Raw genomic sequence first — 16,301 nt, 5'->3', positions numbered from 1 at the left:
AAATCTTATAAAAACAGGAGGGAAATACATGCATTTAAGGCTTACGGACGAACAGAAAATGGTTCAGGAAACGATTCGTAAATTTGTAGAAAAAGAATTGATGCCGTTGGAAAATGAGGTGCTGCGTAATGAGCGGGAGGGGCGGCCGAGCCTGCCTGCTGAGAAGCAGGAGGAGCTCCAGCAGAAGGCGAGAGAATCGGGGTTCTGGGGGATCAATACCCCAAGTGAATATGGTGGAGCGGACCTTGGGCAGATGATGCAGGCAATCGTATCCATGGAAGTCGCCAAAACGTTCGTGCCCTTCTCTTTTGGAGGTTCAGCGGATAATATTCTTTATTATGCCAATGAGCAGCAAAAGGAGAAATACTTGCTTCCTACCATCAATGGGGATAAGAAATCCTGCTTTGCCATGACAGAGCCCGATGCTGGTTCAGACACCCGCAATATTAAAACAACTGCCGTGAAAGATGGAGATGAATGGGTGATCAACGGGGAGAAGACGTTTATTACCGGAGGGAACGAAGCGGATTTCGTCATGGTCATTGCCATCACAGACAAAGAGCGCCATCAGGAGACGGGAAGGGAAGGCGTTACCTGCTTTATTGTCGACCGTGATATGGGGTGGAGATCGGAGTACATCGATACCATGGGAGAATGGGGCCCGGCTGCCCTTGTTTTCGATAATGTGAGGGTGCCGGAAGAAAATATCCTTGGCGAACTGCACGGCGGGTATAACCTTGGACTGGAATGGATTGGTTTTGCGAGATGGATTGTAGGGGCACGTGCTGTAGGAGCTGCCGAGCGTCTCTTGCAGATGGCAATCGACTACTCCAAGGAACGAAAGACATTCGGCCGGCCAATCGGTGACAGGCAGGCGATCCAATGGCAGATTGCCGATTCAGCAGTAGAGATAGAAGCGGCAAAATGGATGGTTCTTAATGCCGCCTTCACACTGGACCATGGAGAAGACAACCGGCACCTTGCATCCATGGCCAAGTTATACGGATCCAATATGGGCAACAGGGTTGTCGACCGTGTCATGCAGATCCATGGCGGTATGGGCTATACAAGGGAACTGCCGATTGAGCGCTGGTACCGTGAAGCAAGATTATGGAGAATCTATGATGGTACAGATGAGATACAGCGGATGATTATCGCAAGGAATCTATTAAAAGGCCATGTGAAAGTAGGACAGTTCATCTAAAAAAACTATCATTCTGGAGGTATTAACATGACGGGAAGGTTTGAAGGAAGAGTAGCTTTGGTAACAGGCGGAAGCCGGGGAATCGGAAAAGGAGTAGCCAAACGGTTTGCCGAAGAAGGGGCTAAGATAGCTATCCTTGATATCAATGAAGAGGCGCTTGGAGAAGCCGAACAAGAGTTTAAGGAGCAAGGAGCTCACGTACTGGCAAAGAAAGCAAACGTGGTTGAAGCAGATGAAGTGGAAGCGGCAGTCGAAGATGTGGTAAACAGTTTCGGCAAGATTGATATCCTTGTAAATAATGCAGGAATCATCCGCGATAATCTGCTATTTAAAATGACCGACAGTGACTGGCAGCAGGTAATGGATGTTCATTTGAAAGGGTCATTCAACGCTGCTAGAGCCGCTCAAAAATATATGGTGCAGCAAAAATATGGAAGAATCATCAGCATTTCATCCACATCTGCACTTGGAAACCGTGGCCAGGCGAACTATTCCACCGCTAAAGCAGGATTGCAGGGCTTTACGAAAACATTGGCCATTGAGCTTGGGAAATATGGGATTACAGCAAACTCCGTAGCACCTGGCTTTATTGAAACCGAGATGACGAAAGCGACCGCCGAGAGGGTCGGCGTTCCATTTGATGACTTTGTGAAAGGGGCTGTCAGTCAGATTCCAGTTGCCAGAAGCGGCAGGCCGGAAGATATCGCCAATGCAGTCGCATTCTTTGCGGATGAGAAATCTTCATTTGTCAACGGACAGGTCATTTATGTTGCAGGTGGGCCAAAAGATTAATAGAAAGGGGCTGTAACCATGTATAAAGACATGGTTGGAAGGAAATCCGACAAGGTAAAAAATGTGGTGGAGCGTGGGCTGGTCCGGCGCTTTGCCGAGTCCATTGGAGATCAGCATCCGATTTATCTGGATGAAGAGACAGGGGAGAAATCCAGATATGGCCGGAATATTGCACCACCGACCTTTCCGAGGGTCTTTGATTATGGAACGGTAGAGGGGCTGGATTTGCCGAAAAAAGGCTTGATCCACGGTGAGCAGAACTACCATTATACCCGTCCCCTATTAGTAGGAGAGGAAATCTATTGTCACATCGAAGTAGAGGATTATTACGAAAAGTCCGGCGGTAATGGGCGAATGGGGTTTCTTGTCATGAAGAGGTATGGAGAAGATGCTCAAGGAAATGTCGTATTCACGGAAGAAATGATTACCATTATTACGGAAGCGGTGAGGAAGGCGATGAATGTATGAAAAATTTTGCAGAGCTTCATACGGGTGATTCACTGCAGGAGATAACACTCGGTCCAGTCTCCCGAATGGATTTGATTAAGTATTCTGGGGCCTCCGGCGACTTCAACCCAATCCATACCATCGATGAAGAAGCTGAAAAGGCAGGACTTCCCGGGATCATCGCCCATGGGATGTGGACGATGGGCAATCTGGCAAAGCTGTTCACGCCGTATTATGAAGAAGGGTTTATCCAGGATTACAGCATACGGTTTTCCGGGATGGTCTTTCTTGGGGATGTTCTTACATTGAAGGCCGAGGTGGAAGACCAATCCGATTCGTTCTTGGATTTTCGGGTAAGGGCCGTGAATCAAAAAGGAAAAGATGTAATCAAAGGGAAGGTGCGTTTTTCCAAATATGCCTGATATTTATCAGTGCGAGATTTGATTCCGAAAATGGCGGAGGACTATATAAAAACAGGGAGTGTCAGCCATGGAATTCGATTATTCCAAGAAAGTAAAGGACTATCAGGAAAGACTGAATCAGTTTATGGAAAATTATATCTATCCGAACGAGCGGGTTTACATGGAACAATTGAACGAAGAAGACCGGTTTTCTTCCATTCCACCAATAATGGAGGAGTTGAAGCAAAAAGCAAAAGAGGAAGGATTGTGGAATCTTTTTCTTCCGGAAAGCGAGTATGGTGCTCGACTTACTAACCTGGAATATGCGCCATTATGTGAAATCATGGGCCGGTCGGCGATGGCACCGGAAGTATTCAACTGTGCTGCCCCGGATACAGGAAACATGGAGGTGCTGGTACGGTATGGAAGTAAAAACCAAAAGGAAGAGTGGCTGCGCCCGCTTCTGGATGGAGAGATACGCTCATGCTTTTCAATGACCGAACCCGATGTGGCTTCGTCTGACGCCACCAATATCAAAGCAAGCATTGTGCGGGAGAATGATGAGTATATCATCAATGGCACGAAATGGTGGTCATCCGGTGCAGCCGATCCCCGCTGTAAAATAGCGATTGTGATGGGCAAGAGTGACCCGGAGGCTCCCAGACATAAACAGCAGTCGATGATCTTAGTCCCACTTGATACTCCTGGTGTAACGGTGAAACGGCCGTTGCCGGTTTTCGGTTACGACCATGCTCCTCATGGACACGCGGAAATTGAATATAACGATGTACGTGTTCCTGCTTCTAATATGCTCCTGGGAGAAGGAAGAGGATTTGAGATCGCCCAAGGAAGACTAGGGCCGGGAAGAATCCATCATTGCATGCGTACAATCGGGGCAGCAGAAAGAGCATTGGAACTTTTGTGCAGACGTGCCCAGGATCGGGAGGCATTTGGCAGGAAGCTGGCCGAACAAGGAGTGATTCGTGAATGGATAGCAGATGCACGCATCAATATCGAGCAGGCTCGGCTGCTTACTTTAAAGGCCGCCTACATGATGGATACGGTTGGAAATAAAGAGGCAAAAGCAGAAATTTCCATGATCAAGGTAGTTGCCCCTAATATGGCTCTGGAGATTATTGACCGGGCCATTCAGACATTCGGGGCAGCAGGGGTAAGTGATGACTATCCGCTTGCTTCCAGCTGGGCAAACATCCGTACACTGCGATTGGCGGATGGGCCGGATGAAGTGCACCGGAGGACGATAGCCAAACAGGAATTGAAAAAATACCAATAATATGGGGAGGACATGGGGATGCATGTTAAGGATCTGTTCGATCTGAGCGGTAAGACGGCGATTGTTACCGGCGGCGGACGTGGCCTTGGCCAGCAGATTGCCGAAGGGTTTGCAGAGGCTGGAGCAAATGTGGTCGTCTGTTCAAGGAAAGAAGAGAACTGCAGGGAGGTAAGTGAGGAGTTGAAGAAGATAGGGGCGGAATCCCTTGCGCTTGCCTGTGATGTTACGGATCCGGCTGATGTCCAGCGTGTAGTAGATAAAACCATGGAGACATTCGGGTCTATCGATATTCTGGTCAATAACAGTGGCACCTCTTGGGGAGCCCCGGTAGATGAGATGCCACTCGAAGCCTTCCAAAAGGTGCTTCATGTGAATGTAACAGGGACATTCCTTATGTCGCAGGCTGTGGGCAAGGTAATGACAGAACAGAAATCCGGAAAAATCATCAATATTGCTTCCACAGCCGGGCTGAGAGGTTCTGACCCTAGGTTCATGGATGCTATTGGATATAATTCCAGTAAAGGTGCTGTCATCACCTTCACAAAAGACCTTGCTGTTAAATGGGGGCCACGGGGTATTCTTGTAAATGCAATTGCTCCCGGCTTCTTTCCTACCAAGATGTCGAAAGTACTGTTGGAAAAAGGAGGGGACAAAATTCTGGAAGGGACACCGCTTCGGAAATTCGGAGGGGAAGACGATCTGAAAGGTGTAGCCTTGTTCCTGGCAACGCCTGCTTCCAATCATATAACAGGAGAGACGATTGTCGTGGATGGAGGATCAAATGCAATGTAGTAGTCGGCTTATAAAATTATTTGGGGAGTGGATGGATAGATGAACAGAGAAGCTGTAATTGTATCGGCGGTCCGGACGCCGATTGCCAGGCAGGGTGGTGCGTTGGCATCCGTACCCGCCCATATCTTCGGTGCAGAAGCCATCAAAGAGGCAGTCAAGCGGGCGAAAATTACTCCGGACGCAATTGATGATGTGATTTTCGGCAATGTATTAAGCGGAGGAGGAAATATTGCCAGGCTCACTGCTTTGCAATCTGGTTTATCGACAGAATTGCCGGGGCTCACGGTGGATCGGCAATGCGGCTCCGGTATCAATGCGATAGTACTTGCTGCCCAGGCTATCCGCGCGGGGGAAGGCGATGTTTTCATTGCCGGCGGAACAGAAAGCATGTCACGTGCCCCTTATCTGATGGACCGCCCGTCCAAGGCATACAGTCCGGCGCTGCCAAAGTTCCGGAAATCCCAGCTGTCCCCAGAGGAGATCGGTGATCCGCCGATGGGCACCACAGCGGAAAATCTGGCAGATCAATATAACGTTTCCAGGGAAGAACAGGATGAGTTTGCAGTAAGAAGCCAGAAGCGAATGGCCACTGCAATGGAAGAAGGGCGCTTTGACGAACAGATTGTTCCAATCACTGTACCTGTCCGTAAAGGAGAGCCGGTTGTTTTCAAGCAGGATGAGCATCCCCGTCCAGGCACTACCAAGGAAAAACTGGCAAAACTGCCTCCTGCTTTTAAGAATGGCGGCAGTGTATCTGCGGGGAACAGCTCCGGACTTAATGACGCAGCCTCTGCACTTGTCATCATGTCCAGGGAGAAGGCAAACCAATTGGGGCTGGCCCCGCTGGCGACAGTCAGAGCCTCTGCAGTGGCCGGGGTGGATCCTAATTTTATGGGAATTGGGCCGGTTCCAGCTACAAGAAAAGTAATGAAACGATCCGGTTTGAAACTTGAGGATATGGACCTTATCGAGATTAATGAAGCTTTTGCAGCACAGGTGATTGCCTGTGACCGAGAGCTGGAAATGGATCTGGATAAGGTGAATGTAAACGGAGGGGCCATTGCCCACGGCCATCCGCTTGGAGCCACGGGGGCGATTCTTGTTACCAAAGCTGTCCATGAATTGCAGAGATCTGGAGGAAGATATGCATTAATTACTGCCTGTATTGGTGGCGGTCAGGGAATCTCGGCCATTATTGAAAGAGATTAATGAAGCTGTAGTCGACAAAATCTATATGCTGTAAGATAGAGTTATAATTTGTGGAGAGGAAATTGGCATATGAAGGATAAGATCATGCAAGCTAGTATCCGTTTGTTTGATGACAAGGGATACAGTGAGACATCCATACAGGATATTGTCGACTATCTCGGTGTTACGAAAGGGAGCTTTTATTATTACTACAAAAGCAAGCAAGAGCTGCTGAAGGATATCCACCTTAATTATATTGAAGGTTTGCTGGAGAAGCAGGAACAAGTGCTGAATGATTCCAGTAAAGGGTCGGTGGATAAATTATACAGTATTATCTTTCTGGTAATCAGCAGTATCCGGACACAAAGGCAAAGTGCGAGAATCTTCAATCGGGAAGGCCGTAACCTGGATGAAACACATACAGAGGAGATCCGGCAGAAACGCCAAACATTCAGGCTTGGATTCCAGCAAATGATAGAAGAAGGAATAAAAAATGGGTCCTTCAAGCCAGATCTCCGTTCCGATATCCTCACCTTTGGCTTGCTAGGAATGACCAATTGGAGCTTTTACTGGTTTAATCCAGAAGGAGAATTATCCGAAGAGGAGCTCACCCGTATCTATATGGATATCTTCTTATATGGAATTAAGAATGAAGAGGATGGGAATCCTCGAAAATAACTACTAAACCAGAAGATGGAAAGGGGGGAATTTATGGCTTCGCATGAAATTGACATTTATGTACGGTTTGCTGAAACGGATGCTGCCGGCCACGTCAACAATGTAAGTTATTTCCTTTATTTTGAAGAAGCACGTACTAAATTCTTCCAGGAAATATGCCCGGAAAGGGATGATACCTTCAACTTTATCCTGGCGTCTATTTCCTGTGATTATGTATCGCAGGCATATGCGGGGCAGGAGTTGAGGCTGTTGACAGATGTGGAGAAGGTGGGAGGAAAGAGTTTTACAGTCTATCATAAGCTGGTTAATCCGATGACAGGGGCAATAGTCGCAAAGTCACACGCTGTAACGGTGTGCTATAACTATGAAGAACAAACGTCCATTAAAATTCCGGACCATGTACGGCGAAAACTGGAAAATTATCTAGCCGTACACTAATGTTAGTCAGAATATTCAGTTTAGGAGGGAAGAGATGTCAGCAGAGACCATCCCCGTCCGTAAAGGAGAAGAGCTGAATCTGGAAAAATTGGAAGACTATCTACGGCACCATCTTCATGGACTGCCGGATGAGCCGCTTAAGGTCACTCAATTCCGTGCGGGAAGATCCAATTTGACTTACCAGCTGCAAATGGGGTCATGGGAAGCAGTGCTGCGGCGGCCGCCGCTCGGCCCCGTTGCTCCGAAAGCACATGATATGAAAAGAGAATTTACGATCATCAAGGAACTTCACCCTCATTTTCCACCTGCCCCTGAACCATATCTGTTTGCGGAAGTAGATATATTGGGAAGCCCATTCTTTGTCATGGAGAGAAAGCATGGAAGGGTACTGGATACCTCTTTTCCCGAGGGGGTTCAGGTGACAGAAGGACTATGCCGCAACATATCGCAAAAGATGGTGGATACGCTTGCTAAGCTCCATGCGATTGATTACTCGAAAACAAAACTGAAAGATATGACGAAGCCGGAGGGGTTCATGGAACGTCAGGTGCATGGTTGGATTAAACGATATGAACGGGCGCGTACCGATGATATCCAGGGAGAAGGCTTGCTGAAGAAATGGCTGGTTGATCATATACCTGCTTCCCAGCCGCCGACGATTATCCATTATGACTTCAAGTTGAATAATGCCATGTTCAATGACGACTTCAGTGAATTGGTCGGACTGTTCGACTGGGAAATGACAACCGTCGGCGATCCATTGGCAGATCTGGCGGTGGCCATGAGCTACTGGACACAGGCAGGGGACTCTCCACTGCTGAGGAAAGGATTGGGAGAAGAATCGGTCACCGTCCATCCCGGGTTTATGACGAGGGAAGAATTCATGGAGGCATATGCAAGGAAAAGCGGAAGGAACGTTGCCCATATGGATTTCTATTTGACCTTCGCCTATTTTAAGCTCGCCGTCATTTGTCAGCAAATCTATTATCGGTGGAAGAAGGGGCAGACCCAAGATGAGCGCTTCGCCAATTTGAATTCCTATGTTCGCAACCTCATTCAGTACGCACAGGAGACTGCCGGCAGGAAGATATGATGGATAAAAAGGTGGGGAAGAATGGCAAAATTACATGTTCTCTTAAGGAAAGAAGAATTGGATGAACAAAGGCTGGATGATCATAAAATTGTGGTTGTTTTTGACATATTGCTTGCGACAACTGCAATTACAGCTGCTCTTCATTATGGTGCCAGAGAAGTAGTCCCTGTTCTAGATCGAGAAGCTGCAATGGAAGAGGCGGCGGGCAGAGAGGAAGGGAGCTTTGTTCTAGCTGGTGAGTATCAAGGCGTGACAATTGAAGGGTTTCTTGCACCATATCCACAAGGGCTGGAAAAGGAGGTTGCCGGCAAGTCGGTGGTGTTGTCAACTACCAATGGGACAGTTGCCGTTAGAAAGGCCTCCGGGGCAAAAGTGGTTTATGTGGCTTCTTTGCTGAATACCCAGGCTGTCGTCCAGCATCTGCTTGAAAATCATAGTAATGAAACGGTTCTTCTCGTATGTGCCGGTTCGTCGGGTGAGTTCAATATTGAGGACTTCTATGGGGCAGGTTATTTCATAGAGAATCTAACAGCCAATTCAGAACAAACTTGGCAATACTCGGATGCTGCCCTTGCAGCCCATGAGTTCTACAAAGGTGCAGCCGACGATGGAAGGAAACTCCTCTATGGTTCTAGTGTAGGGAAGATGATCGTCAAGCACGGATATGCTCATGAGCTCGATTTTGTATTGCAAAAGGATATTTATCCGATAGTGTCCTATGTAAATACCGATCAGGCGGTGGTCGCCGCGGAAACAAAGAAGGATGGGAGAGAAGTTCATGCAGTCAACACAAACCGATCATCTGATGATTAAAAAAGAGAATGGAATCATGAACATTACATTGAACCGGCCGGAAAGCCTCAATGCATTCAGTACGGAGATGATTTCTGGCCTTTCCGAGGCGGTACGTGAAGCTGGTTCGGATGACACGGTGCGGGCGGTAACTATATCAGGTTCTGGACGTGCTTTCAGCGCAGGTGGTGATGTCAAAAGAATGGGCAGCAACACCCCAATGGATACCTATGCCCACATTGGAAATTTAAATAGGTTGATTCTATCGATGAAAGAGTTGGAGAAGCCAATTATTGCAATAGTCCATGGTTATGCAGCAGGTGCCGGATTCAATCTGGCGATGGCTTGCGATCTGATTCTCGCAGAAGATACAAGCAAATTCATTATGAGTTTTTCAAAAGTGGGACTGATTTCCGACGGGGGAGGCTTGTATTTTCTTACTAGACAGATCGGTCCATACCGTGCCAAGGAATTGATGTTTAATGCAGAGCCGATTACCGCCGAGGAAGCACATCAACTGGGAATTGTGAATCATGTCTACCCTGCTGCAGAGCTGGAAGAAAAGGCCGGAGAGTTTGTTCGCAGGATAGCAGAAGGTCCCTCTTCGGCATATGGGTTCATAAAAAAGATTGCCGATCAATCATTGAATGCCAACTTGGAGGAGATCCTTGAACAAGAACGGATCACCCAGGCAACTGTCGCAACCTCTGAGGAGCATAGGGAGGGGGTGGCGGCATTTAAAGAGAAAAGGCAGCCGGATTTTAAAAATAGCAGACAGTAGAATGGTAGGATGTTTGACTCATAATTAAGGGAGAGTGAATAAATGTTAACCCGTCATTATGAATATTGGCCAAAATTATCCAAATCGCTGACCATTCCGGAGACACCTCTCTATGATAATTTGTCTGTCAGTGCCAGCAGGTATCCGGATCATCAAGCCATCTACTATTATGGAAATGAAATCAGCTACCGCCAGCTGCAGCGGGAAGTAGATTCGCTTGCCGGCTTCCTCCAGGGAGAACTAGGAGTGTATAAAGGGGAAAAAATTCTTCTGTATATGCAGAATTCCCCTCAATTCGTAATTGGCTATTATGCCATCTTGAAGGCCGGAGGAGCAGTAGTGCCGATCAATCCTATGCTGACAGCTGAAGAGCTTGAATTTTATGTGAAAGACTGTGAGATTCTGCATGCATTGGTTGGGCAGGAGCTCTATGGGAAGGTTGCTCCCTTGCTGAAGGCTACTTCCCTGAAGAATCTTATCATTGCAGCATATTCCGATTATGCTGGCGATCATTTTCCGCTGGGCCTGCCGGAAGAAGTGAAAAAGCCACCTGTAGATTTTAGCTCCGTCAATCATTATCAGTGGAAAGATTGTATAAGAATCCCAGAGGGCCCGCAGGAAAGGGAAATAGAGGCCGGAGATTTGGCGGTGCTTCCGTATACGTCCGGTACAACCGGCCTTCCCAAGGGATGTATGCATACCAATAGTACTGTCCAGGCAAACACGGTGGGAGCGGCAAACTGGGCGGGTGCGACGGCAGATCATATTCATTTGGCCACTTTGCCATTTTTCCATGTGACCGGGATGGTCCACAGTATGCATATGCCTATCTATAGCGGTGGGACCATGGTCATTATGACAAGGTGGGATAGAAACGTCGCAGTAGAGCTGATTGAAACACAGCATTGCACCAATTGGGTGGCGATTAGCACCATGCTCATTGACTTCCTTGCGAACCCACAACTGAGAGCGGAACAGCTTTCTACCCTGATCTCGATCTCCGGCGGGGGTGCTGCACTGCCGGAAGCCGTGGGTGAGCAGCTCTATCAGTTGACAGGTCTCAAATTCGTAGAGGGGTATGGGCTATCGGAGACAATTGCTCAAACCCATTTCAACCCCTCAGACCGGCCAAAGATGCAGTGCCTTGGAATTCCCTCGTTCGATGTAGATGCAAGAATCATCGATCCAGCAACACAAAAGGAATTGGGGGTCGGAGAAGTAGGAGAGATTATTGTGAACGGCCCACAGATCATGACTGGCTATTATAATCGGGACGAAGAAAATGAAAACGCTTTTATAGAAGTGGACGGGAAACGGTTTTTCCGTACAGGAGATATAGGAAGATATGATGAAGAGGGCTACTTCTTTATGGTTGATAGAGTGAAACGAATGATCAATACGTCCGGATACAAGGTTTGGCCGACAGAAATTGAATCCTTCCTTTATAAGCATCCTGCAGTACAGCAGGCATGTGTGGTCGGCATACCGGATGCCAAAAAAGGAGAGGCAGTAAAAGCTTTCATTATCCTGAAACAGGAGCAAAAGGAAAAGGTTACAGAAGCAGAGATCATTGAATGGAGCAAGCAGCATATGGCCGCATATAAATACCCGCGCCATGTGGAGTTCCTGGATTCATTGCCGACGACAAGCAGTGGAAAGATACTGTGGAGGAAACTGCAGGAGAAGGAAAGGGAAAAGTCGAAGTTGCAGTGATTTTCGGACTAGGAGTATAGGGGGAGTCACCTTGAGTCACCCCCTGTACTCCCAAATCTATCATTGTTTTGCGGAAGGGGAGGAAAGAGTGGATATATTTTTGCAGCAGCTGTTCAATGGGTTGACCGTCGGCAGTGTTTATAGCTTGGTAGCCTTAGGCCTGACTCTCGTATATGGGATCTTGCATATTCCCAATTTTGCCCATGGTGCCCTATATATGCTGGGTGGGTATATGACATTAACCATGATGGTGTACCTGGGGATGAATTATTGGATGGCGATTCTGATTTCCATATTGGTTGTAGGCCTTACAAGTGTTCTGATGGAAAGGTTGGTGTTCCATCCTTTACGCCACTCCACACCAATTCAGCATAAGGTGGCTGCTATTGGTATCCTGCTGTTTCTGGAAGCATTGGCACAACTGATCTGGGGAGCAGATTTCCGGCAGATGCCCACCCCATATGGCGGTGTCATCAATTTCGCAGGACTCACGTTTACAGGCCAGCGCCTTTTGATTGTAGGGGCGACCATTGTGGTAATGATACTACTTTATCTATTTTTGAAGAAGACATTTACCGGTGCCACCATTGTAGCGATGGCACAAAACCGCGAAGGAGCTTCATTGGTTGGTGTGAATACCAATAAGGTGGCCATTCTTACTTTCTTTATCGCAGGGGCTTTGGCTGCCATCGGCGCCTCCTTGTCCTCTCCTATTAATCTGGTTTTTCCAGGGATGGGGCATCTGGTGATTCTAAAGGCTTTTGTCATTATTATTATCGGAGGAATGGGGAGCATTCCCGGTGCAATCCTTGGCGGCTATATTCTGGGTTTCAGTGAGAGTATCGGAGCTACTTATATTTCCAGTGACTATAAGGATATCATTGCCTTTGTTCTGCTCGTGGCTATCTTGTCTATTAAACCAGAGGGCATCTTTGCCAAGGGGGGATTATAAGTGAAACAGCTTTTGGAGAAGAAAAGCCTGCTTGCATTATTAATTGTCCTTGCCTTGCTCTTTCCTCTCTTTGTTCCGAATCAATATTATATTCACATTCTGACATTGGCCTTCATCTGGGCAATAGCTGTATACGGGCTGAACCTGCTCTCAGGGTTTACTGGATATCTGTCACTGGCGCATGCAGGTTTCTTCGCCATCGGTGCCTACGCTCTCGGCTTATTGACAGTGAAAGCGGGGATGGGGTTTTGGCCGGCTTTTATTCTAGCGCCGCTCATTACCAGTGTAATTGGCTTTTTTATCGGTTTGATAGCTTTACGGACAAAAGAACATTTCTTTGCCATCTATACGCTGTGTGTCGGTTACATCATCTACTTGGTTATTGATAAATGGGACAGCCTGACCGAAGGAGTAAGGGGGCTGATGGGAATACCGGCACCGGGCGATATTGGGCCTGTCTCTCTTTCTACTCCACTTGCTCAGTATTACTTCGTGTTTGCTGTGCTGCTGCTCGTGATTTTTACGGTATATCGGATTGTGAATTCGTTGACGGGAAGATCCTTTATCGCCATCAGGAACAGCGAGCAGCTGGCCCAGTCTCTCGGCATTTCACCATGGAGAAATAAAATCACCTCCTTTGTTCTCTCTACCTTTTTTGCTGGTGTGGCAGGTGCCCTATACGCTAGCTTCATACGGTTTATTGGCCCGGAAATTGCCTACACCACCATCACCTTTGATTTGCTAACCTACATGATTGTCGGGGGCATCGGCACCTTATCAGGTCCACTTATCGGTACACTGCTGATTGTCTGGCTTTCGCAGAACCTGCAGTTTTTGCAAGATTACCGGATGCTTATTTTCGGCCCTTTACTGACATTGCTGATCATTTTCTCCCCTGGAGGGATTGTCGGTTCCTTCCGTAATTGGCAGTTTAATAGGCAGGAAAAGAAGAGATTATATGCGGCAAACCTGAAAAAACAAGCACAGGAGGGGTGACTGAATGTTTTTGGAAACAAGGGATCTTACCAAAAAATTTGGAGGACTGACAGCCATTAATGGGGTGGACTTCTCAGTGGAAAGGGGGAAAGTCAACGCCATCATCGGGCCAAATGGAGCAGGGAAGTCGACGTTCTTCAATTTGATCACTGGCATCCACCGCCCAAGCTCAGGGGAGGTGAAGTTTAAAGGGAGGGATATTTCGGCACTTTCTCCCAATAAGATTGCAGAATTGGGATTGGCACGCACTTTTCAAACGACCAATCTGTTTGATAGGTCCACCGTTTTTGAAAATGTGGTAGTTGGCCACCGACTCCGGACCAAATCCAATCTATTTGATGCTATATTCCGCACAAATCGGCTGAAGAAAGAAGAAGAGAAGTGTAAGGAAAAGGCATTGAAGGTGCTTGAGTTTGCCGGTCTTTCCGATATTACGGATAGGGTGGTAGCCAACATTTCACAGGAAGAAAAGAAACGGGTTGCCTTTGCCCTAGCTCTTGCTACCGATCCGGAAGTGGTTTTCATGGATGAACCGACAGCAGGTGTCAATCCGGATGAAACGGAAGAGCTGTCCCTCTTAATCGAGAAGATGGCCCAAAAAGGGATAACTGTATGCCTCATCGAGCACAAAATGAAAATGATCATGAATATGGCGGACAAAATAATGGTGCTCAATTACGGTGAAAAAATTGCAGAAGGAACACCGGAGGAAATCAATAATAATGAAGAGGTCATAAAAGCCTATTTGGGAGGAGATGCCAGTGCTTGAATTGAAGCAGGTGACAGTAAACTACGGCAATTTTTCTGCGGTCAAGCAGGCTGACATCTCCGTAGGAAAGGGAGAAATAGTTGTACTTCTTGGAGCAAACGGTGCGGGAAAAAGCACTACATTCCGGGCGATTAGCGGATTGGTGAAACCCAAGGAAGGAGAAATCATGTTCAATGGCAGTCCAATCGGCGGGAAATCCCCGGATAAAATCGTCAAAATGGGTGTGGTGCAGTGTGCCGAAGACCGGAAGCTGTTTCCGCAGATGAGTGTGGAACAGAATCTGACCATGGGCGCCTATGTCCATCGGAAAAACAAGAAAGGAATAAAAATGACGTTGAAAGAAGTGTACGACTTGTTTCCAATTTTGTACGACAAGCGTGGAGAATTTGCGGGTTCTCTAAGCGGGGGACAGCAACAGATGCTTGCAATTGGCAGGGCATTGATGGCCAAGCCGGACCTGATGCTCTTGGATGAACCCTCCATAGGGCTGGCACCGTTGATTGTTGAACAGATGTTTGAGAGCATCCAGCAGATCAACCGGGAGGGAACAACCATCCTTCTGGCAGAACAGAATGCCAATGCAGCTCTCAGTATTGCAGACAAAGGGTATGTCTATGAGAATGGCAGGATTGTTGTAGCAGGAAAGTCGGAAGACCTGTTTGCCAATGAAAAAGTCAGAAAGGCATATGTTGGTGCATAAAAATTCAGGGTGTTTAAGTAGATATATTAAATTTGGGAGGGATATAGATGAAGCGTGCGGGAATGGTGGTAATGCTGGTGTTGCTCCTGTCATTGCTGGCAGCCTGTATTGATTCTGCGGGAAATACGGGAGAGCAGGCAGATGTGGGTGCAGGTGATGGAGAGAAGGTTGTAAACATAGGATATAGCGGCCCATTGAGTGGTGCAGCAGCATATTATGGTGAGAATACCCTGAACGGCCTTGAACTCGCGGTAGATGAAATTAATGAAGAAGGCTTTGAAATTGACGGGGAAACCTATAAGCTGAACGTAGTTGCCTTGGATGATAAATATTTGCCGAACGAGACAGCTGCCAATGCCCGCCGATTGGTACAGGAGAATGATACGCCGATCATCTTTACGCCGCACAGCGGAGGGGTCTCGGCACTGCAGGTGTTTAATGAACAGGAAAAGTTTCTGATTGGTGCTTATTCCAGTGAGCCGTCTATTACGGAGGCCGGAAATTCGCTGACTGTCCGGATTCCACCGAGCTATGACGGGTATATAGAGCCATTTACGAAATACTCCATGGAGCGTTTTGGCAATAAGCTGGCGGCAATCCCACCGGTGACCCAATATGGAAAGGACTGGGCAGAAGCATTGCTGCCACACTGGGAAAGCGAAGGAGGAGAAGTGGTCTATGAATCTTCTGTCGACTTTTCCAAGGATACAGACTTCTTCACCCTTCTGACTAACGCGTTGGAAGAAGATCCAGATGTCTTGTTTATCGGCGGACCATCCGAGCCGACGGCCAAGGTAGCGCAACAAGCGAGAGATCTAGGCTTTGAAGGCGGCTTTATGATTATGGACCAGGCAAAACTGGATGAAATGAAAAACGTCACAGGAGAAGACTCCTATGAGCCATTTGAAGGTGCCATTGGTACTATGCCGTTAGTAAACGCGGACTACCCGGGAGTGCCGGATTTTGTTGAGAAATACAGGCAGGAGTATGATAAAGATCCAGGTTCAGAAGCAGGCTTCCACTATGTTGCCATGTATATTTTCGTAGAAGCCATGAAGGCGGCAGGCAATGTAGAAGATGCCGAGGCAATTCGCAGCCATATCCAAGATGGGCTGGACAATCTTCCAGAAGATAAGAAGGTTTATGTCATTCCATCGATCGGCGAGAACGGCGGGTTTGAGATCGATACAAGATATGGTTCGGTGGAGGACGGAGAAATTGTGCCATATGATGGCTGATTCAATCAAGGAAGAAGCCGCTAACATCGGCTT

18 protein-coding genes are annotated in these 16,301 nt (G+C 47.5%); all 18 read left to right on the top strand.

Going from position 1 to position 16,301, the window contains the following annotated elements:
* Positions 1–28 precede the first annotated feature (28 nt).
* The 18 genes from ACFODW_RS15215 (at position 29) to ACFODW_RS15130 (ending at position 16,268) form a co-directional block, all read left to right on the top strand.
* Entirely contained in the window at positions 29–1,204 is a 1,176-nt protein-coding gene (locus tag ACFODW_RS15215; protein WP_390307643.1) for an acyl-CoA dehydrogenase family protein, read from the top strand.
* 27 nt (positions 1,205–1,231) lie between these two features.
* Positions 1,232–1,996, top strand: a complete 765-nt coding sequence (gene fabG / locus ACFODW_RS15210; RefSeq protein ID WP_390307642.1) for a 3-oxoacyl-ACP reductase FabG — start codon at positions 1,232–1,234, stop codon at positions 1,994–1,996.
* A gap of 18 nt (positions 1,997–2,014) precedes the next feature.
* Positions 2,015–2,464, top strand: a complete 450-nt coding sequence (locus tag ACFODW_RS15205; RefSeq protein WP_390307641.1) for a MaoC family dehydratase N-terminal domain-containing protein — start codon at positions 2,015–2,017, stop codon at positions 2,462–2,464.
* Positions 2,461–2,865, top strand: coding sequence for a MaoC/PaaZ C-terminal domain-containing protein (locus tag ACFODW_RS15200; RefSeq protein WP_390307640.1), 405 nt, complete (start codon positions 2,461–2,463; stop codon positions 2,863–2,865). The genes ACFODW_RS15205 and ACFODW_RS15200 overlap by 4 nt, the downstream gene beginning before the upstream one ends.
* Positions 2,866–2,932: 67 nt before the next feature.
* The gene (locus tag ACFODW_RS15195; protein WP_390307639.1) at positions 2,933–4,138 is read left to right on the top strand and encodes an acyl-CoA dehydrogenase; all 1,206 of its coding nucleotides are present in this window, start codon (positions 2,933–2,935) and stop codon (positions 4,136–4,138) included.
* Positions 4,139–4,156: 18 nt separating this feature from the next.
* On the top strand, positions 4,157–4,930 hold the full coding sequence (locus ACFODW_RS15190; protein WP_390307638.1) for an SDR family oxidoreductase: 774 nt from the start codon (positions 4,157–4,159) through the stop codon (positions 4,928–4,930).
* Between the two features lie 39 nt (positions 4,931–4,969).
* Positions 4,970–6,139, top strand: a complete 1,170-nt coding sequence (locus ACFODW_RS15185) for a thiolase family protein (protein WP_390307637.1) — start codon at positions 4,970–4,972, stop codon at positions 6,137–6,139.
* Between the two features lie 69 nt (positions 6,140–6,208).
* Entirely contained in the window at positions 6,209–6,796 is a 588-nt protein-coding gene (locus ACFODW_RS15180; protein WP_390307636.1) for a TetR/AcrR family transcriptional regulator, read from the top strand.
* Between the two features lie 33 nt (positions 6,797–6,829).
* Positions 6,830–7,234, top strand: coding sequence for an acyl-CoA thioesterase (locus tag ACFODW_RS15175; RefSeq protein WP_390307635.1), 405 nt, complete (start codon positions 6,830–6,832; stop codon positions 7,232–7,234).
* Positions 7,235–7,268: 34 nt separating this feature from the next.
* Positions 7,269–8,327, top strand: coding sequence for a phosphotransferase family protein (locus ACFODW_RS15170; protein WP_390307634.1), 1,059 nt, complete (start codon positions 7,269–7,271; stop codon positions 8,325–8,327).
* A 21-nt stretch (positions 8,328–8,348) separates the two neighbouring features.
* Entirely contained in the window at positions 8,349–9,140 is a 792-nt protein-coding gene (locus tag ACFODW_RS15165; protein WP_390307633.1) for a 2-phosphosulfolactate phosphatase, read from the top strand.
* Positions 9,106–9,900, top strand: coding sequence for an enoyl-CoA hydratase/isomerase family protein (locus ACFODW_RS15160; protein ID WP_390307632.1), 795 nt, complete (start codon positions 9,106–9,108; stop codon positions 9,898–9,900). The genes ACFODW_RS15165 and ACFODW_RS15160 overlap by 35 nt, the downstream gene beginning before the upstream one ends.
* A gap of 42 nt (positions 9,901–9,942) precedes the next feature.
* Entirely contained in the window at positions 9,943–11,613 is a 1,671-nt protein-coding gene (locus tag ACFODW_RS15155) for a long-chain fatty acid--CoA ligase (RefSeq protein WP_390307631.1), read from the top strand.
* Between the two features lie 88 nt (positions 11,614–11,701).
* Positions 11,702–12,565: a branched-chain amino acid ABC transporter permease gene (locus ACFODW_RS15150; RefSeq protein WP_390307630.1), complete on the top strand. Its 864-nt coding sequence runs from the start codon at positions 11,702–11,704 to the stop codon at positions 12,563–12,565.
* Positions 12,566–13,561: a branched-chain amino acid ABC transporter permease gene (locus tag ACFODW_RS15145; RefSeq protein WP_390307629.1), complete on the top strand. Its 996-nt coding sequence runs from the start codon at positions 12,566–12,568 to the stop codon at positions 13,559–13,561. It begins immediately after the preceding gene.
* A gap of 4 nt (positions 13,562–13,565) precedes the next feature.
* Entirely contained in the window at positions 13,566–14,330 is a 765-nt protein-coding gene (locus tag ACFODW_RS15140; protein WP_390307628.1) for an ABC transporter ATP-binding protein, read from the top strand.
* On the top strand, positions 14,323–15,030 hold the full coding sequence (locus tag ACFODW_RS15135) for an ABC transporter ATP-binding protein (RefSeq protein ID WP_390307627.1): 708 nt from the start codon (positions 14,323–14,325) through the stop codon (positions 15,028–15,030). The genes ACFODW_RS15140 and ACFODW_RS15135 overlap by 8 nt, the downstream gene beginning before the upstream one ends.
* A 47-nt stretch (positions 15,031–15,077) precedes the next feature.
* Entirely contained in the window at positions 15,078–16,268 is a 1,191-nt protein-coding gene (locus ACFODW_RS15130) for an ABC transporter substrate-binding protein (protein ID WP_390307626.1), read from the top strand.
* Positions 16,269–16,301 lie beyond the last annotated feature (33 nt).

Origin of the sequence: Virgibacillus sediminis (genome assembly GCF_042643265.1) — a bacterium.
Classification (GTDB): Bacteria; Bacillota; Bacilli; order Bacillales; family Amphibacillaceae; genus Virgibacillus_O; species Virgibacillus_O sediminis.
This window is presented reverse-complemented; position numbering and strand designations above follow the sequence as displayed.